Here is an 18,630-nt window from a genome sequence, read left to right as displayed (position 1 = left end):
GCAGTGGCATCGGGCAAGCATCCTCAGGGGATCGGGTGGGTGGTCGATGAACCGGGCAGATGGCGCGGCCATCCCGGATCTCCGGTGTGCGCGAAAGTTCCCCATCGGCTACGGGTCGGGCCGCCGAGCGCACGAATGTCGGCCCGGCTCAACGGTCGCACCATCGCCGCGTCCCACCAGGCGTTGTCGTCGCCGAACAGCAGGGGCAGTTCGAGGCAGTGACAGGGACCGAACGGGTTGCTCGGATGCAGTTCACGAACCCGATAGCGGTAGACGTCGGCGTCGTGGGTGGCGAGCAGATCCGCGAATGCGGCGGCGCCGTCCTCGAATGCCTTGCGTCCGACCAGTTGCTGGATCTCGGACGCGATCCGTGGACCGAACGGCAGTCGGCGGATCCGGGAGAACACCGGATGCGGGCCACCGTAGAACGCGCCCATCTCGTCGGCCGTTGTCCCGATGATCACCTGCAGGTCGCCGGCTCGCCGCACGACCTCACGACGCCACAGGGATTCGTCCGGCAGCGGATCGACATCGGCAATCGGCGCGAACGGCGGCGCGGAGTTCAGCCCGCCCGGGCCGGCCAGCGCGCGCACGGCCGCACCCTGCGCGGCGAGTATCTCGGCGGTTGACGCGTCTCGAGGATCGCTACCGAGCGCGGCGAGGAAGCGCTGTGCCGCGCGCTTCGCCTGCGCCGCACTCTGAAATCCGATTCCGAACGGTGCGCTCTGCACGATGGCGCGCCGGAACAGCCCTCGGGTGGCTTCGATGCCGAGCATCGCGACGATGGAATGCGCCCCGGCGGACTGGCCCGCGACGGTGACCTGGGTGGGATCGCCGCTGAACTCCCCGATGTGCTCGCGAACCCACGTCAGCGCGGCGATCTGGTCGAGCAGGCCGAGATTGCCCGGTGCGACGCCCGGAGGTAGCCGAGCACACCGAGGCGATAGTTGATCGAGACGACGACGATGCCGGTCTCCCGGACCAGCTCGGTCGGGTCGTACAGATTCCAGGCGCCGCCCCCGGCCAGATACGCCCCGCCGTGAATCCACACCAGCACGGGACGCCCGACAGTATCCGGCGTCGCCGCGGGCGCGGTGACCGACAGCTCGAGACAGTCCTCCGACTGCGGCAGCGGCACCGGCGCACCCATTACCCGTTCCAGCCGGCCTGGCAGCTGCGGCGCAGTGACCGGTTGCCGCCCGCGCTCTGGTTCGCCGAGGTAGGGCACCGGTTCGGGCCTGCCCCACCGGTCCGCCCTGGCGAATCGGATGCCGCGGACCACCACGACGTCACTGTCGTTCATGTCGCTCCTCCTGCGATCTATCGCAAGTCAACTTGCGATAACCGCCACGCTAAGCCCGGGAGCCACACAACGCAAGAGGACTTGCAATAATGGCCGAATGGCTCCGTCTGTCGAGCACACCCCGCAAATCCGCGGCGCGCGACTGCGGCGCGCCGTCCTGGACGCGACCCTCGCCCGCGTCGAGACCGTCGGCATCGAGGCGGTGCGCATCGCCGATATCGCTGCCGCCGCGGGCGTGCACGAGACCTCGATCTACCGACGCTGGAAAACGCTGCCTCGGCTGCTGGTCGACGCACTGCTCTCCCGGATGGAGTCACAGATCCCCATCCCCGACACCGGATCGGTACGCGCCGACCTACTCGAATTCATGACGACGCTCATCCGCTTCGCCCGCACCCCCTCCGGCGCGGCGCTGATCCGCTCCACGGTCATCACCGAAGTCGATGCCGACACCGACGCGGCCCGCCGCGAATTCTGGGCCGTGCGACTCGCGGCGTCCGAGGAAATCGTCCGTCGCGGTATCGAGCGCGGCGAAGTCACCGCCGGCGCGGACCCTCAGCTGACCATGCTGACCCTGGGCGGGCTCGTGCACATGTATGCGACGCAGTTCAACAGCGACATACCCGACGGCTTGGCCGAACGATCGGTCGACCTGCTACTGACCGGGCTCGATCCGCGCTGATCCCCCGCTTCATGTGCGGCCGAACCGCCGGTGCGGATGCGTCCCGCACCGACGGCCGGGCCCTCTACTTGCGAGGCACCGTTTTACGGACGGGTTCGCTCGCGTTGGACAGCAGCACCAGCGCAAGAACGGTGCTGGCGACCGCGAGTGGTGGCAGTGCGCCCGAACCCCACCGGTTCAGGGTGAGACCGCCGAGCAGACCGCCGAGGGAGACACCCAGATATGTGCCGGAGGTGTTGAGCGCCAGCGCCTGTGGGGCCAGAGGGCCGGACAGTGTGGCAAGCCGGGCTTGGATCGCGGGTGAGTTCCAGAAGGCGGCCGCACCCCACACGGCGAGTACAGGCAGCACGGCCGTCATCGGGACCGGGCGCATGCCCCACAGCAGCCACAGGCCGGCCATGGACCCGGCGATGGCGCTCATACCGATCAGCAGGGCACGGTCCGGGCCGTGCCGGTCGGTCATCACGCCGCCACCCCACATGCCGAGGGTGCCCGCGATACCAGCCAGACCGAAGGAGAGGGCGCGGGCGTCGACGGCCGCCCCGGCGACATCGGCGAGGAACAGCGCGAGGTAGGTGAGCATCATCATCGATCCGGTCATCAGCGACATATTCGCCAGCAGACCGAAGGTCACCGGCCGCCGCCCCAGGCTGCGCACCTGGGCCCGCCAGTCGGGCGCGGGACCGCCGACCATGCCGCGCGGCACCGTGATCAGCAGACCGGCGAGGGCGAGCAGGCCGCACACCGCCATGGTGGCGAATACCGCGCGCCAGCCGAACGCACCACCGATCCAGGTGCCGATCGGCACCCCGACCGCTATCGACCCGGTGACGCCCAGCGCTACCACCGCGACATAGCGGCCGACCTTCGCGGCGGGCGCCCGCTGGACCGCGGTGGCGAACAGCGCCGGCGTCGCGACCGCGGCAGCCGCGGCAGCAACGACGCGCAGGATCACCAGCACGGTGAACGACGACGCGCCCGCCGCGGCCGCATTGGCAGCGACGAACGCGCACAGGCTCGCCACCAGCAGCACGCGTCGAGGCGCGCGGGCCAGGACGACGGCGGCGACCGGCGCCACCAGGGCGACGGTCACGGCGAACACGGTGATGAGCTGACCGGCGGCGGCCTGGCTCACGCCCAGATCGCGGGCGATCTCGGGCAGGACACCGGCGATCACATAGTCGTCGGTATAGAACACGAACGAGGCGGCGAACAGCGCCGCCAACCACTTGGGCATAGGGGTACTCCCACTGAGTGCGAAGCGGACGGCGCATCCGAGGAAAGGGGATGGCCGCGCGGACGACAGCGGGTCCGGCCGGTGGACTTCAGAGCAGCGAAAACTACCGCGCCGTCAGGGCGCGGTGTCGCCGACTCCGGGCAGCCACCGAGGGACCGGTGGCTAGAGTCTGTCCGCCTGTGTCGCAGTGGTCACGAATCACACCCTATCGCAGTGACATTCGACGTGAGCAGGGCATTCCGACGGCGATGTCGGCGGGTGGCCGGGCACGGCACCGGCCGACATCGCCGCGGTGTTCAGCCGACGGCGCTCGCCGTCGGCTGGTCTGCCCCCAGTTCGGCGAAGGTCTCGGTCACCCAGTCGGCGATATAGGTGCTGACCAGGGGGAAGTTGTCCAGTCCGATATGTTCGGCGCCGCCCTCGCGGGCGGTGAAGACCCGCAGCTGCCGTTTCGGGCTGGCCGTGGCCTGTTCGTAGGACCGGTGCGCGTATTCCAGGGGGATCTGGCGGTCGTTCTCACCGTGCACGATGAGGAAGGGCACGGTGATCTGTTCGACGACGCCGTCGAGGTTGACGCCGTCGGCGTTGTTCAGGAAAGTGTCGAGGTCCTTCTCGCCCCAGACCCACTGCACGTGGTTCCAGTAGTGCGGTACCGGACGTTCACCTTCGCGCTCGATCCGGCGACGCTGCACCTTGCCCCAGTCGTGGTTGGCGCCCCACGCCACGCACAGCGCCAGCCGCTTCTCGAAGGCCGCCGCGCGGGGTGCGTAGTAGCCGCCCAGCGACCAGCCGACCAGACCGATACGCGCGGGGTCGACGTAGTCGACGGTTTCGAGGTAGTCGACACAGGCGGCCGCCCATTCCTCGGTCTCGATCTGGGCGGTGAGTCCTTGCAGGCGCAGTGCCTCACCGCTGCCCGGGCAGTCGACCATGAGGGTGGCGATCCCGCGCTCGGCGAGCTCGTGGGCGAACCCGGACAAGTACATATGCTCTTTGGTGCTGTCCAGGCCGTTCCACACGATCATGCAGGGCACCGGACCCGCTACGTCGGGGCGGGTGAAGTAGGCCGGAAGTGTGGTGTCGCGGAAGGGAATCGAGACCCGCACGGTATTCGGATCGACCAGGTCGAAGGACTGCTGCATCAAGTCGAGCACCCGGCGATAGATCGCGTTGCGATCCGGCGTCTGTGGGCTCTGCATACGCTCGGCGTGGATCAGGTAGTTCGCGGCACGAGCGTAGGCGCGGCCCGCCGACCGGGTGCGCCCGATCGCCCGATCGCTGCCCGCGGCCTCGACCAGGTCGTCGACGACCGCTGTCCAGGACGCGAGGAACTCCTCGGTGCCCGCGTCCTCACCACGGGTGGCCGCGTCTCGGATGGGACGGCAGGCCCGATCGACTTCGTCGATGTAGCCGCCGCTGTTCAGCGCCGCGACCACCCCGAGGTTCCAGACGTAATTTCCGGGAAAGTATTCGAACATCAGTATCTTCCTTTCGTACAACAGGTTTCAGAACGTGGCGACGATCCGCACTCGGCGCAGATCTCGTCCGGTGCTCAGACGACCGCGATCGGGTTGACCGGTGCACCGACAGCGCCGGTGACCGGGATCGGCGCGGCGACGAGGAAGAACTCGTAGTTGCCGACGCGGGCGCAGTGTTCGGCGAGCGCGTCCAGGTCCCACATCTCGCCGAGGAACAGCCCGATGTGCGGGATGGCGACCTGGTGCAGGGGTTGGAAGGCGTCGTCGAACTCGTTGGGCCGTACCTCGAAACCCCAGGTGTCGGTGGCGATGGCGGCGATCTCGGTGCGGTGCAACCAGTCCGCGGTGGTGAATGACAGGCCGGGTGCCGCGCCGCCCGCGTAGTCGTTCCATCCCTCGCGGCGGGCGCGGGTGAGCTGGCCGGTGCGCACGGTCACGATGTCGCCGCGACCGACCGCCGAGGACGCTCCCTGCGTGCGGATCGTCTCCTCGAGATGGGCTGTGGTGATGGCGAATCCGTCCGGCAGTTCCGTAGCCGTCCCGTACACGCGCCCGACGTCGAGCAGCACGCCGCGACCCACGATCCGATCCGCCACGGTTTCGATGCCGGTGACCTGATCGCCCTGCGAGGTCACCACCTCGCCCGCGCGACGCCCGTTCCAGGCCCGGCCGTGGTCGAAAATGTGGCCGAGGCCGTCCCATTGCGTCGAACACTGCAGCGGCATCGACACCACGTCGTCGGCACCGCCGAGACCGTGCGGAAAGCCCTGTATCCCGGCTTCGGCGTCGGTACCCGTGTCGAGCATGGTGTGCACGGGATTCGAGCGACGCCGCCAGCCACGCTGCGGCCCGTTCGTATCGAAGCTCTGCGACAGACTGAAGCTGCGGCCGTGCCGAATCAATGCCCCGGCTTCGGCCCGCTTGGCGTCATCGAGGAAGTTCAGGGTGCCGTGCACATCGTCATCACCCCACCGCGCCCAGTTCGAGCAGCGCCGGGCGGCGGCGGCGATCGCGGACTCCGGGTCACTGCGATCGAGTTCCGTTGCGGCAGTTTCTGTTCCGGTCATCTGTGCTCCTGTGGTTCGGGTCGTAGCGCATCCGAGATCGACTTCACGCCGCCGTGCGAGCTCGCTCCGCCGTCGACGGTGATCTCGCCGCCGGTCATGTAGGTGGAATCCGGGCCGAGGAGGAAGGCCACCGCGCCGGCGACCTCGGCGGCGGTCCCCGCACGCGCCAGCGCGGTCTCACCGATCGACGCCGACCGGAACGGGCCGGGTGCCGATTCCGTCATGGGGGTATCGATGAAACCCGGGTGAACGATATTGATCCGAATTCCGCGTTCCCCCAAGCCGAGTGCGGCGGTGTGGGTCAGACCGCGCAGTGCCCATTTGCTGGTGGTGTAGGCCACGGGGTAGTGGCCGGTGAGCGCCGCGATCGACCCGATGTTGACGATTGCCGAGCCGGCGCTCATCAGGGGTGTCAGCGCCTGGATCGCCAGCAGCGGTGCCAGCACGTTGACCGCGTAGGTGTCGGTCATGTCGGCCACTGTCACCTCGCCGAGGCGTGCGCGGCGAGTGATGCCGGCGCAGTTGACCAGTCCGTGCACGGGTGCGTCGAGGGTGGCTGCCAATTCTCGCCATTGTCGCTCGTCGGTGACATCGAACGCGCGGACGCGATCACTGCCGTGGCGATCGAGTGCGACGACCTGGTAGCCGTCGTCGGTGAGTCGTTCGGCGACGACGCGGCCGATGCCCCCGGCAGCGCCGGTGACAACCACTGTCGCCGTGGCGTCGGTTGTCACCGCGCGATCACCTCGGCTCGGTGGTCGGCGCGGTCGCGGAGGCGGGGTGCAGGCACGGGGTGTGGCGCGGTGGTGCGTTCGCCGATCGTGTTGACCAGGGTGCCGATGCCTTCCACGGTGAGTTCGACCGTGTCGCCGGTGTTCAGCGGTGGCGGGTCGAGGCGGCCGCGTCGGCCCCACAGTTCGGCCAGGCAGCCGCCGTTGCCGACGGTGCCAGAGCCGAGTACGTCGCCCGGGGCGAGCGCGGCGTCGCGGGAGGCGTAGGCCAGCAGCGCGGGGAAGGTCCAGCCCATGTTGGACAGGACGTCGCGGCCCACTTCGGTCCCGTTGACCCTTGCGGTGCAGTGCAGTTCGAGGAATCCGTCGGTGTCGAGGAACGGCACCATTTCGTCGGCAGTCACCAGCACCGGGCCGAGTGTGTTGGCGAAGTCCTTGCCCTTCGCCGGACCGAGGCCGACCTGCATTTCCAGACGCTGCAGATCACGTGCCGACCAATCGTTGAGGATCGTGTAGCCGAAAATATGGTCGGCGGCCTGTTCGACGGTCAGGTCGTGACCGGCGCGGCCGACGACCGCCGCGACCTCGAGTTCGAAGTCCAGTTCCGCGCAGTGGTGCGGTGCCCGGATCTCGCTGTGCGGACCGTTCACCGTATGCGGGTTGGTGAAGTAGAAATGCGGTGCGGCATACCAGGCCTCCGGAACACCGCCGCGCCCTTGGACACTCGCGCGGACCCCTTCGACGTGTTCTTCGAAGGTCACGAAGTCACGGATCGTCGGCGGTGCCAGCGGAGCGTCGAAGCCGACCTCGCCGACCGGAATCGGCGTGGTGATCGCGCGGATCTGGTTGCCCATCTCCAGTGCGGCGGTCAGCCCGGCCCCGACGAGTTCGAGCACGGTGGTGCCGTCCGGGAACGGGTACACGGTGTCGCCGTCGACGACAGCGGCGACAGCTGCCGCGTCGTCACGGCGAATCATGGCGAAACGCATGGTGGATAACCCCTTTCAGACCGGCGGCGCGATGAACAGACCCTTGTCGGGGTCGTTGAACGACTTCGCGGCGACGAATTCGTCCATCGCGTTGGCGGTCCCCCACTGGTCGCTGACCTCGGGCTGGGAGAAGTCGTAGAGATGCGGGTGCCAGGTGTCCTCATCGAGGGACTCGAGTTCGGTCGTGTACTCCATCGTGTTGCCGTTGGGGTCGAGGAAGTACGAGAAGGTGTTGTTGCCCGCGAGGTGCCGGCCGGGGCCCCAGATCTTCTCGACGCCCGACCTCAGCATCCGTCCCGTGCCACGCATGTACTCGTCGAGACCGCGCAATTCGAACGACGCGTGGTGCAGCGCGGGATGGGGGCCGCGCGCGATGGCCAGCGAATGGTGCCACCGGTTGGTGCGCAGGAACCACATCATCTTGCCCATACGCGGATGCATGAGAATGTCGGAAACCTGGAAACCGAAATGCTTCTCGTAGAACGCCACGGTGGCTTCCGGATCCGAGGAATTCACCACCACGTGCGACAGCCGCACCGGAATCGCCTCGCCCACTTCCACTTTGCGATGTTCACGAGCGGCGACATCGGCGGACACCTCGATCGTGCGTCCTTCGTTGTCGAAGAACCGGAACCCGTATCCCCCACCGGGCGTCTGCAATCGGCCCGGTTCGGTGACCAGGGTCGCACCGCCGCGACCGAGCTTTTCGGCGACGGTGTCGACGGCCGCGCTGTCGGTGACGCCGAAGGAGATCAGGTCGAGACGTTTGTCCGCGGCGCGGCGGATGCGCACCACGTACTGCTCGGGCGAGCCCTCCGCGGCCAGATAGGTGACATCGCCGTCGGTCGCGGTCACCGACAGGCCCCAGTGGTTGGTGTAGAAGTCGAGCTGCTTGTCGAAGTCGGGCACGGCCAGTGCCGTGTGCCGCAAGTGGGTGAAGACATGATCGGTCATGAGCAGGCTCCGAGAATGAGTAGTAGAGGTCGGCGGGTAGTCAGGCCGGTGTCACGACGAGTTCGGCGATGCGGCGCATCAAGCCGGGGACGTCGGCGTCGGGATCGTGGTCGAGCATCCATCGGCCGAGCTGCACCGAGGCCTCGACCACGGCTTTCGCCCGCGGCAGCCGGCGCTCGGTGAAGCTCTGCCACAGCTGCGGTCCGACCGGTTCGGCGATGAGGAGTTCACTCAGCACCGCCGCGTCCTCGAGTGCCTGCGCGCCGCCTTGGGCGAGGGTGGGCGGGCACGCGTGCGCGGCGTCGCCGATCAGCACGATCCGTCCGCGATTCCACGGCCCGTCGATCACGTGTTGTTCGAACCTGGTGTAGTTGACGGCATCGGGATCGGTCAGCAGCGCACGGACCTCGTCCCACGGGCCGTGGTACTCGGCGGCCAGTGCGCGCATCACCTCGAGCTGCTCGGCTTTCGACAGCGCCGAATGATCCCTGGTGTCCTCGACGATGTAGGCGTACATCGAGTCCGGTCCGGTCGGGCAGTATCCGGCGATGTGCGCGGCACCGCCGTAGTAGAGGTCGGTGCGGGTGATCGATGCCGGACGCGAACACACCAACCGCCAGATGCCCATGCCGGTGGGCTGCGGCTCGGACTCGATGCCGAGCGCGCGACGCGTCGGTGAACGGACGCCGTCGGCCCCGATCACCACGTCGTATCGGCGGCCACCGCCGTCGTCGAACACGACATCGACACCGGTGTCGTCGGCGTCGAATCCGGTGGCCCGCACGCCGAAACGCAGTCGCGCACCGGCCTTCTCGGCGGCGTCGTGCAGCATCGCCGCCAGCACCGGCCGCTCCATCCCGACCGCGGCCGGGAGGTCGGGGCCGCCGGTCTTGACATCGGGGATCTCAGCGAGCAGGGTGCCGGCGGCATCGGTCGCGCGGATGCCGAGGGTGTCGAAACCCCAGCTCTCGCGACTGATGGCCGTCCACAGGCCGAGATCACGCAGCACGCGTAACGCGTTGCCCTGCAGGGTGATACCGGAACCGACGGCGTGGCCGCGGCCGCGCGCCTCGACCAGTTCGACGTCGAGACCGGCGCGGGCGAGAAAGACCGCGGCCGCCGACCCGGCGAGACCGCCGCCGAGTACGAGGACGGTGCGGGCGGTGTGAGGGTGCATCGAATCACTTCCCTGGGACAGAGCACGTTGTGGTGACTCACTCCACTTTGAGACCCGCATCACCATCAGGGAAGGCGTGTTTTCTGATGTTCTGTATAAATGGGAGTTATGCAGCAGCCTGCTCGCCCGTTGGCCAATCTCGACCTCAATCTGCTCGTCACGCTGGAGGCCGTGGTGCAGAACGAGAGTGTGACCAGGGCCGCCGAGCATCTCGGCGTCACCCAACCGGCCGTCTCGGCGGCCTTGGCTCGGCTGCGCCGCCATTTCGACGACGACATCCTCGAGCGGGTCGGCAACAGGTACCGGTTGACGCCCTTCGGCGTAGGACTGCGTCAGCGCACCAGGGCCGCGCTGACGGGCGTCGAGCGGGTGTTCTCCGCGCGCGGCACCTTCGACGCCACCGACACCAGCCGCGAATACTCGGTGGTGACCAGCGACTACACCACAGCATTGCTCGGCCAACGTCTGGCCGAACTGCTCACGGCGGCCGCACCCCACGCACGCCTGCGTATTCTCCCCTCCTCACCTGAACTCGTCGCCCGAGCCGAGCACACCCTCACCACCTACGACGTCATGCTCGTGCCGCACGGTTTCGTCACCGATCTACCCAATGAGACGGTCTTCCATGATGATTGGATGGTCGTGACGGATCGGGACCACGAACCGGCCAGCGGCGAACTGACCGCCGAGGACCTGCAGCGGCGTCCCTGGGTTCTCGTCTATCACTCGCAGACCGCGTCCACCCCGGCCGCGCGCCGGTTGCGCATGCTAGGCATCGAACCGACCCGCCAGATCGTCACCGAGAACTTCATGACCGTCCCGTGCCTGATCACCGGCAGCGACCGCATCGCACTCGTCCCGCGCCGTTTGCTCGCGGTCCCCGGGATGAGCGAGGGTCTCACGGCCTATCCGTGCCCGGTCGACCTCGGCGAGCTGACCCAGGCAATGTGGTGGCACCCGGTGTTCACCGACGATCCAGAGCACCGCTTCCTGCGCCATCTGATCCTGGAAGCGGCACAAAGCAGCTGCGTGACACCGTAATCGTCGCGCTGCTCATTGAATGAGCGCGTACTTGTCGTCGTCGCGCCGGGACACCCATGCTCTGCCCATGAATACTCCACTGCGTGACCGCATCGACGCGGGCCCCATGTCTTCTTATCAATGGCCGGCGATCGGACTGTGCGTTCTGCTCAAAGGCTCTGACCCACCCACCCGACTGCAGCGGCCGCATCCCCGGTGGATGCGGCCGCTGTGGTCGTTACCGGTGTTCGGGCCAGCCGGTGTAGGCCTCGGCGAGGAAGGTGGAGCCGGCCGTCGAGCCGGTCACCGACGCCAATTCCCCTTCCTGCCTGCGCAGGTCGAACGGGGTGACGTCGGGCAGCGTGTGCAGCATCGTGGTCATCCAGTAGGAGAAGTGCTGAGCCTTCCAGACTCGGCGCAGCGCCCGCTCGCTGTAGGTCGCCAAGGGTGCGAGGCTGCCCGCCGCGAGCGCGCGTTCCAATTCCTCGGCGAGCACCCGCACATCGGCCATCGCCAGATTGAGTCCTTTCGCGCCCGTAGGCGGGACAGTATGCGCGGCGTCGCCGGCGAGGACCAACCTGCCGTAGTGCATGGGCTCCTGCACGAAACTGCGGAACGGCAGTACGGACTTGGCGGTGATCGGGCCTTGGGCGAGGGTGTAGCCGTTGGCGCCGACGCGGGCTTGCAGTTCGGTCCAGATCCGGTCGTCGGACCAGTCCTCGACGTTCTCCGTCGGGTCACACTGGAAGTACATGCGCTGCAACGTTTCTGTGCGCTGGCTGATCAGCGCGAAACCGCGCGGGGAGTGGTTGTAGATGAGCTCCGGCGCGCTCGGTGGAGCTTCGGCGAGAATCCCGAACCACGCGAAGGGATACTCGCGGAAATACTGGCTGCGCCGGTCGGCGGGCACCTCACGGCGGCACAGGCTGCGGGAGCCGTCCGCGCCGACGAGAAAATCGGCGCGGACCTCATGAGCGGTGCCGTCAGCGTCGGTGAACCGCAGGACCGGGGAATCGGTGGTCAGATCGCCGACCGCGACGTCGGTGACGCCGAACCGGACATCTCCCCCGTCGCGCTGCCTGGCGTCGGCGAGGTCGATGAAGACGTCGGTCTGCGGGTAGAGCTGGGTCGACGCGCCGACCAGACCGTGGAAATCGATCCGGTGACTGCCACCCCCGAAGGCAAGCTCGATCCCGTCGTGGCGATAACCGTCGCGGTGCACCCGGCCGGAGACGCCGCTGTCGACGAGCAGGTCCACCGAGTCCTGTTCGAGAATGCCTGCCCGGTGGGTCTGTTCGATCTCACGGCGGCCGCGCACATCCACTGCGACCGAGTCGATCCCGGCATGGGCGAGCAGGTGCGAAAGCAGGAGACCGGCAGGGCCCGCGCCGACGATGGCGATCTGGGTCCGACTCTGGGTGCGTGAGGACATGGCCGAGATTCTGGGTCCGCACCACTATCGCAGCTATGCCCGGCTTCCGCTCAGTGAAAGCGTGGTCAGTCGATGATCGGCCCCGGCACACTCCGACCGATGCCGCGTGCCGCGACCTGTAATGCGCTGACCAGTCGTGCCTGGTCGCGCTCGAGACTCGGCACGACGACACCCAGCGCTGCCACCACCTCGCCTCCCGCACGGATCGGAACGGCCACCGAGCAGGCGCCGAGGCTCATCTCTTCGACGGTGGTGGCGAAGTCGTTCTCTCGCACCCGTTCGAGCTGGCGGCGCAGTGCCCCCGGCTGATTCACCGTGTACCGGGTGATCCTGGACAGATCACCGAACACCGCAGACTGGATCTCCGACGGAGCGTGCGCCAACAGCACCTTGCCGACCGCAGTCGCATGCAGCGGCAGGCGGGAGCCGATGGTGCTGACCACCGGGACCGAGGCATGGCCCGACAGCCGATCGATATAGAGCACCTGCACACCGTCGCGTACCGCGAGGTGCACCGTCGCCAGCGTCGCACCGTACAGATCGTGCAGATAGGGCGAGGCGATATGGCGTAGCCCCGACTGCACCGGGGCGAGCAACCCGATATCCCACAGCCTGCGCCCGATCACGTAGTTCCCGGACTCGGTTCGGCTCAACGCACCCCACGTGACCAGCTCCCCGACCAGCCGGTGCGCGGTCGGCAACGGCAACTCGGCACGAGCCGCGAGCTCGGTGAGCGTGAGGCGCCGATGTCGCTCGTCGAACGCGGCCAGGATCGCCAGCGCGCGGCTGGTCACCGAAAGGCCCGGCCGGTTGGTATTACCTGCCATCCGAACAGCCTTCCGCTCAGCGGAAGTAGACGCAAGTCAAGACCCGAGGTCCGAACATATGGTTCGGCCGTGACCCAGACCCAGCAGCCGCCCCTCGCGCCGCTGACCGGCCCGGATTCGGCGTCGGCGAGCCAAGCCGAGATCAGTGCCGAGATGGCCTCGATCAGCGCGAACTACACCGGGGCCATCGAAACCCAGCCACGACTGGACTATTCGCCCTACCGCAGCAGCCTGCTGCGGCACCCGACGAAAGACCCCCACCACGTCGACCCGGAACTCATCGAGCTGTTCGCCCCGGTGTTCGGCCACCGCGATGTCGCCCGGCTGGAGTCGGATCTGACCATCCAGGACGGCGGCGAACCCCTCGGCGAACGGATCGTGGTGACCGGCCGGGTGCTCGACGGCGATGGCCGTCCAGTGCGCAACCAGCTCGTGGAGATCTGGCAGGCCAACGCCGCAGGCCGCTACATCCACCAACGCGACCAGCATCCGGCACCGCTGGACCCGAACTTCACCGGCGTCGGCCGCACCCTCACCGACGACCAGGGCAACTACACCTTCACCACCATCAAGCCCGGCCCCTACCCCTGGAAGAACCACCACAACGCCTGGCGTCCCGCCCACATCCATTTCTCGCTGTTCGGCACCGATTTCACCCAGCGCCTCATCACCCAGATGTACTTCCCCGGCGACCCGCTGTTCTCGCTCGACCCGATCTTCCAATCGATCGTGGATCCGGCCGCGCGCGCCCGCCTGGTCGCCACCTATGACCACGACGTAACCCGCCACGAGTGGGCCACCGGCTACCGCTGGGACATCGTGCTCACCGGCAGCCACCGCACCCCGACGGAGGACTGACAAATGACCACTCTCGCGCCCACTCCGGGCCAGACCGTCGGCCCGTTCTTCGGCTATGCCCTGCCGTTCGACGGCGGCGCCGAACTGGTCCCCGTCGGCTGTCCCGGGGCAATTCGGCTGCACGGCACCGTATTCGACGGGGCCGGGATCCCGGTCCCCGACGCCATCATCGAATTGTGGCAGGCCGACGCGAACGGGTCGGTGCCGCAGGTCGAGGGCTCGTTGGCTCGCGACGGCTGGACCTTCACCGGCTTCGGTCGCACTCCCGTCGACGACACCGGCCACTACAGCTTCACCACCCTGCGGCCCGGCCCGGCCGAGCCGCACCGCGCGCCGTTCTTCGCGATCACCGTCTTCGCGCGCGGGTTGATGCACCGCCTGTTCACTCGGGCCTACCTCCCGCTCGACCACGACGCCGCCGCCAACGATCCGCTGCTGTCGACGGTGCCCGAGGAGCGGCGCGCCACGCTCATCGCCCGGCCCGACGAACACGGCTTCGTTTTCGATATCACCCTGCAGGGTTCCGGCGAGACCGTCTTCATCGAATACGGAGCGCGCTGATGCCCGCGCTCCTCTGGCCGGGCGACGATCGTGCGGGCGAGCACCTGTCCGACTCGGCGGTGATCCGCGCAATGGTCCAGGTCGAAACCGCATGGCTGGCAACACTGGTCGAGGCGGGCATCGCTCCTGCCGAGGCGGCGATCGACCTCGCCGATTCGGTCGGCACGATCGATCCGGACGCCGTGGCGCTGGCGGCCGAAGCGGGCGGCAACCCGGTGATCCCGCTCGTCACCCTGCTGCGCGCGCGTCTGGCCGATTCCCACCCGCAGGCCGCGCGCTGGGTGCACCGCGGCCTGACCAGCCAGGACATTCTCGACACCGCGCTCGTCCTCGGCCTACGCGACACTGCCGACGCCGTTCTGGCGCGGATCGAAACCCAGATCCACACGCTGGCCACCCTCGCCGACCGGCACCGCGCCGACCCGATGGCCGGGCGCACCCTCACCCAGCACGCGGTCCCGGTCACCTTCGGGCTCACCGCGGCCCACTGGCTCCACGGTGTCCTCGAAGCCCGTGACGACCTGCGCGACGCGCGCGACCGACTCCCGGTCCAGATCGGCAGTGCGGCAGGCACTCTCGCCGCGCCGGCTGAACTTCTGCGGCTGACCGGCGGGCAGGGCGACGCGATCACCCTCGCCCACAGCGCGGCCACCCGGCTCGGTCTGCCCTGGTCACCGCCCTGGCACACCGTCCGGGCACCGCTCACGCGCCTCGCCGACGCCCTCACCCGGGCGCTGGACGCGTGGGGCCACATCGCGGGCGACGTGCTGGTCCGTGCCCGCCCCGAGATCGCCGAACTCGCCGAACCCGCCGCACCCGGTCGTGGCGGCTCCTCGACCATGCCCCACAAAGCCAATCCGATTCTGTCGGTGCTGATTCGCCGTGCCGCCCTGACCGCTCCCGGCCTCGCTGCCCAACTCCACCTCGCCGCCGCGACCACGGTCGACGAGCGCCCCGACGGGGCATGGCACACCGAGTGGACGCCACTGGTCGAGCTCGCCCGGCACGCACTCACCGCCGCCGATCAAACCGCGGAACTGCTCGCGGGTCTGCACGTCGACACCGGCCGGATGGCTCGGCTCGTGCGGTCCGCGGGCTCCGGGCTCCTCGCCGAACAGCACAACCTCGCCCATCTCGTCGACGATGCCGCCGACACGGACTTCGACCCGAGCCACTACCTGGGCAGTGCCGACGCGCTGATCGACAGCGTTCTCGACCGCGCCCGAACGCAGGAACCCACCCCCACCGGAGGTCGACGATGACGATCCCAACCGTGACCGGCGTGCAACTGGGCGGCTCCCCTGCCCTGCCACTGCTGGTCTGCGGCCCATCCCTCGGCACGTCCGCGGTCGCGCTCTGGTCAGCCGCCGCCGGTCTGCTGGGCAAGCGATTCCACGTCGTGGCCTGGGATCTGCCCGGCCACGGGCACAATCGCGCCGCAGTAGCGGAGGGCTTCACAATCGCCGAACTCGCTACCGGTGTCCAGACTTTCGTCGACGGCGTGCTGACCGAGCGCGGCGAGACCGGTGGCAACTTCGTCTACGCGGGTGTCTCGGTCGGCGGCGCGGTCGGCTTGCAACTACTGCTCGACTGGCCGGGCCGGATCACCACCGCCGTCCTCGCTTGTACAGCGGCGCGCATCGGCGACGAACAGCTGTGGCGGGACCGGGCCGAGCTGGTCCGGTCGGGTGGAACCTCGGTCTTGGTCGAGGGATCAGCCCGACGCTGGTTCGCACCCGGTTTCGTCGACCAACAGCCCGAAGTCACTGCGGCACTATTGCATTCACTTTCCGACACCGACGTTGCCGGATACGCGGCAGTCTGCGACGCACTGGCGAGCTTCGATGTTCGTGGCGATCTCTCGCGCATCGACACACCGATCGTCGCTCTCGCGGGCGCCTATGATCCGGTCACCACAGTCGCCGCCATGGCCGAGTTAGCACACGAGGTCGGCCACGGTCGGCTCCTCGTCCTCGATCGAGTCGCACACCTCGCCCCCGCCGAAGCACCCGCCGATGTCGCCCAGATCATCACCCAGGCAGCGGGATTCGCCGACGCCCTCACTGCCGAGGCCGATCCCTGCCTCCCGGGCAGGGTCGGCCCGCCAGCCACGAAGGAAGGCCTCGCGAGCGCCGGATACAGCTCGCCACCAGCCGGGGGCACCGGTTCACCGACCGGATCCGGACCGGCCACCGCATCACCGCTCTCGACCGACGACGCAGCGCCAAGGGAAGTGACGCTGACCGATCGGCGGGCTGCCGGAATGGCTGTACGCCGCGCCGTTCTCGGCGACTCCCACGTCGACCGGGCCATCGCCAACACCACCGACCTGACCCGCGAGTTCCAAGAATTGATCACCGACTACGCCTGGGGCGGTATCTGGACAAGGTCGGGCCTGGACCGTCGCAGCCGGTCGATGATCGTGCTCACCGCCCTCATCGCCCGTGGCCATCACGAGGAACTGGCGATGCACCTGCGCGCGGCCCGCACCAACGGCCTCACCGACGACGAGATCAAAGAGGTCATCCTGCAGTCCGCGATCTATTGCGGTGTACCGGACGCCAACACCGCATTCCGCATCGCGCAGGAAACGCTGACCACCCAACCCGAAGGAAGCACCGCTCGATGACAGGCACCCTGGCCGAACTGCGGACATCGTTCCGCGAGCCCGGCACGATCACCGCGGGCAACGCCTCACCACTGAGCGACGGCGCTTCCGCAGTGCTGCCCGGTTCGGCCGCTGCCGCAGACCGTCTCGGCCGCACCCCTTTGACGCGCATCGCCAGCCGCGGCGCGCACGCGGTCGAACCGCACCGCTTCGGCTACGCACCGGTCGAGGCCGCCGAGAAGGCCCTGGTGCGGGCCGGTATCCGCTGGGGTGTGGCCGCCATCTGCATCGGCGTCGGCCAGGGACTGGCTGCCGTACTGGAGAACGAGGAGACAGCGTGAGCATCACCCACGGCACTGACCCGGACGCCGCTGTGGCCGACATCCCCGACGGAGCAACAGTATTGATCGGCGGTTTCGGCACCGCCGGACAACCGATGGAACTCATCGATGCCCTGCGCCGACTCGGCGCGAAAGACCTCACCGTGGTCAACAACAACGCAGGCAACGGCGACCAAGGACTGGCGGCACTGCTGGCCACCGGCAATGTCCAAAAGATCATCTGTTCCTTTCCCCGCCAACACGATTCGTGGATCTTCGACAACCTCTACCGCAGCGGCCGCATCGAACTCGAGGTGGTACCGCAAGGCAACCTCGCCGAGCGGCTGCGCGCCGCGGGCGCCGGTATCGGCGCGTTCTTCAGCCCGACCGGCGTCGGCACCACCCTGGCCGAAGGCAAGGAACAGCGCACCATCAACGGCCGCGACTACGTCCTCGAATACCCCATCCGCGGCGACTTCGCGCTCATCAAGGCATCCAAGGCCGATCGCATGGGAAACCTGTTGTACCGCAAAACAGCTCGCAACTTCGGTCCCGTGATGGCCACCGCCGCGAGCACCACCATCGTCGAGGTCGGCGAGGTCGTGGAGACCGGTGCGCTGGATCCGGAGAACATCATCACGCCCGCCATCTTCGTGGACCGGGTGGTACACGTGGCCGAACCGACTCGAGAAGGAGTGCCGGGATGAACCGCACGCCGACAACCGTCGAATACCCCGACCGCGCGCCGCTCGGCAAACACGAGATCGCCGCGCTGATCGCCGCCGACATCCCCGCGGGCGCGTACCTCAACCTCGGCATCGGCCAGCCGACAACGGTAGCCGACCACCTCACACCGGAGCAGAATGTCGTCTTGCACACCGAGAACGGCATGCTCGGCATGGGTCGCGCCGCGATCGACGACGAGATCGACCCGGACCTGATCAACGCCGGCAAGATCCCCGTCGTCGAAACCCCCGGCGCCTCCTATTTCCACCACGCCGATTCCTTCGCCATGATGCGCGGCGGCCACCTCGACGTGTGCGTGCTCGGCGCCTTTCAAGTCTCCACCTCCGGCGACCTCGCCAACTGGCACACCGGCGGCCCCGACGCCATCCCCGCGGTCGGCGGCGCGATGGACCTGGCCATCGGCGCCAAACAGGTCTTCGTCATGATGTCGCTGTTCACCCGCGACGGCGTGTCCAAGCTGGTGCGGGAGTGCACCTACCCCTTGACCGGTCGTCGCTGCGTCAGCCGGATCTACAGCGACTACGCGATTTTCGAGCTCGGCACCGAACAGGTACGGGTGCGTTCGACCTACGGGATCTCGCTCGAGGCATTGGCCGACAGGACAGGGCTCGACCTGACGTCCTGAGAGCTGGGAGGTGC

The 18,630-nt window shown here is 68.2% G+C and carries 18 protein-coding genes and 1 pseudogene; 9 read left to right on the top strand and 10 right to left on the bottom strand.

The window, feature by feature from the left end; all coding sequences use genetic code 11:
• Positions 1-23 precede the first annotated feature (23 nt).
• Positions 24-1,303: pseudogene (locus ACWZHB_RS07450) on the bottom strand (carboxylesterase family protein).
• A gap of 97 nt (positions 1,304-1,400) precedes the next feature.
• Here ACWZHB_RS07450 and ACWZHB_RS07445 point away from each other — a divergent pair.
• Positions 1,401-1,985: a TetR/AcrR family transcriptional regulator gene (locus ACWZHB_RS07445; RefSeq protein WP_427907186.1), complete on the top strand. Its 585-nt coding sequence runs from the start codon at positions 1,401-1,403 to the stop codon at positions 1,983-1,985.
• A 64-nt stretch (positions 1,986-2,049) separates the two neighbouring features.
• Here ACWZHB_RS07445 and ACWZHB_RS07440 read toward each other — a convergent pair whose 3' ends face one another.
• The 7 genes from ACWZHB_RS07440 to ACWZHB_RS07410 form a co-directional block, all read right to left on the bottom strand.
• The gene (locus ACWZHB_RS07440; RefSeq protein WP_427907185.1) at positions 2,050-3,222 is read right to left on the bottom strand and encodes an MFS transporter; all 1,173 of its coding nucleotides are present in this window, start codon (positions 3,220-3,222) and stop codon (positions 2,050-2,052) included.
• Between the two features lie 296 nt (positions 3,223-3,518).
• A complete protein-coding gene (locus tag ACWZHB_RS07435; RefSeq protein WP_427907184.1) occupies positions 3,519-4,700 on the bottom strand; it encodes an alpha/beta hydrolase family protein in 1,182 nt (393 codons plus the stop codon).
• Positions 4,701-4,774: 74 nt separating this feature from the next.
• Positions 4,775-5,767, bottom strand: coding sequence for a cyclase family protein (locus tag ACWZHB_RS07430; RefSeq protein ID WP_427907183.1), 993 nt, complete (start codon positions 5,765-5,767; stop codon positions 4,775-4,777).
• Positions 5,764-6,501, bottom strand: coding sequence for an SDR family NAD(P)-dependent oxidoreductase (locus ACWZHB_RS07425; RefSeq protein WP_427907182.1), 738 nt, complete (start codon positions 6,499-6,501; stop codon positions 5,764-5,766). The genes ACWZHB_RS07430 and ACWZHB_RS07425 overlap by 4 nt, the downstream gene beginning before the upstream one ends.
• Positions 6,498-7,487: a fumarylacetoacetate hydrolase family protein gene (locus ACWZHB_RS07420; protein ID WP_427907181.1), complete on the bottom strand. Its 990-nt coding sequence runs from the start codon at positions 7,485-7,487 to the stop codon at positions 6,498-6,500. Before ACWZHB_RS07420 ends, ACWZHB_RS07425 begins: the two co-directional genes overlap by 4 nt.
• A 15-nt stretch (positions 7,488-7,502) precedes the next feature.
• Entirely contained in the window at positions 7,503-8,441 is a 939-nt protein-coding gene (locus ACWZHB_RS07415; protein WP_427907180.1) for a VOC family protein, read from the bottom strand.
• Between the two features lie 40 nt (positions 8,442-8,481).
• Positions 8,482-9,618, bottom strand: coding sequence for an FAD-dependent monooxygenase (locus tag ACWZHB_RS07410; RefSeq protein WP_427907179.1), 1,137 nt, complete (start codon positions 9,616-9,618; stop codon positions 8,482-8,484).
• Positions 9,619-9,726: 108 nt separating this feature from the next.
• Between ACWZHB_RS07410 and ACWZHB_RS07405 the strand changes: the two genes are divergently transcribed.
• On the top strand, positions 9,727-10,659 hold the full coding sequence (locus tag ACWZHB_RS07405; RefSeq protein ID WP_427907178.1) for a LysR family transcriptional regulator: 933 nt from the start codon (positions 9,727-9,729) through the stop codon (positions 10,657-10,659).
• A gap of 217 nt (positions 10,660-10,876) precedes the next feature.
• On the opposite strand, the gene ACWZHB_RS07400 is transcribed toward ACWZHB_RS07405, so the two are convergent.
• Positions 10,877-12,070 (bottom strand): 4-hydroxybenzoate 3-monooxygenase, encoded by a 1,194-nt coding sequence (locus ACWZHB_RS07400; RefSeq protein WP_427907177.1) that lies wholly within the window; start codon positions 12,068-12,070, stop codon positions 10,877-10,879.
• 65 nt (positions 12,071-12,135) lie between these two features.
• Positions 12,136-12,897, bottom strand: a complete 762-nt coding sequence (locus tag ACWZHB_RS07395) for an IclR family transcriptional regulator (RefSeq protein ID WP_427907176.1) — start codon at positions 12,895-12,897, stop codon at positions 12,136-12,138.
• A 153-nt stretch (positions 12,898-13,050) separates the two neighbouring features.
• Between ACWZHB_RS07395 and pcaH the strand changes: the two genes are divergently transcribed.
• From pcaH to ACWZHB_RS07360, 7 genes are read left to right on the top strand one after another with little or no spacing between them, the layout of a single operon-like run.
• Entirely contained in the window at positions 13,051-13,755 is a 705-nt protein-coding gene (gene pcaH / locus ACWZHB_RS07390; protein WP_427909105.1) for a protocatechuate 3,4-dioxygenase subunit beta, read from the top strand.
• Between the two features lie 3 nt (positions 13,756-13,758).
• On the top strand, positions 13,759-14,316 hold the full coding sequence (gene pcaG / locus ACWZHB_RS07385) for a protocatechuate 3,4-dioxygenase subunit alpha (protein ID WP_427907175.1): 558 nt from the start codon (positions 13,759-13,761) through the stop codon (positions 14,314-14,316).
• Positions 14,316-15,578 carry a lyase family protein gene (locus ACWZHB_RS07380; protein WP_427907174.1) on the top strand — a complete coding sequence of 421 codons (1,263 nt, stop codon included), beginning with the start codon at positions 14,316-14,318 and terminating at the stop codon, positions 15,576-15,578. The genes pcaG and ACWZHB_RS07380 overlap by 1 nt, the downstream gene beginning before the upstream one ends.
• Complete coding sequence (gene pcaDC, locus ACWZHB_RS07375; protein ID WP_427907173.1) at positions 15,575-16,945, top strand: bifunctional 3-oxoadipate enol-lactonase/4-carboxymuconolactone decarboxylase PcaDC; 1,371 nt, start codon at positions 15,575-15,577, stop codon at positions 16,943-16,945. The genes ACWZHB_RS07380 and pcaDC overlap by 4 nt, the downstream gene beginning before the upstream one ends.
• Positions 16,942-17,265 carry a thiolase family protein gene (locus ACWZHB_RS07370; protein ID WP_427907172.1) on the top strand — a complete coding sequence of 108 codons (324 nt, stop codon included), beginning with the start codon at positions 16,942-16,944 and terminating at the stop codon, positions 17,263-17,265. The genes pcaDC and ACWZHB_RS07370 overlap by 4 nt, the downstream gene beginning before the upstream one ends.
• Positions 17,262-17,951, top strand: a complete 690-nt coding sequence (locus ACWZHB_RS07365; RefSeq protein WP_427907171.1) for a 3-oxoacid CoA-transferase subunit A — start codon at positions 17,262-17,264, stop codon at positions 17,949-17,951. The genes ACWZHB_RS07370 and ACWZHB_RS07365 overlap by 4 nt, the downstream gene beginning before the upstream one ends.
• On the top strand, positions 17,948-18,616 hold the full coding sequence (locus tag ACWZHB_RS07360; protein ID WP_427907170.1) for a 3-oxoacid CoA-transferase subunit B: 669 nt from the start codon (positions 17,948-17,950) through the stop codon (positions 18,614-18,616). Before ACWZHB_RS07365 ends, ACWZHB_RS07360 begins: the two co-directional genes overlap by 4 nt.
• Positions 18,617-18,630 lie beyond the last annotated feature (14 nt).

The sequence above is a fragment of the Nocardia sp. FBN12 genome (assembly GCF_054031145.1).
The sequence above is the reverse complement of the archived record's forward strand: the minus strand, read 5'-3'. Positions and strand labels throughout refer to the sequence as shown.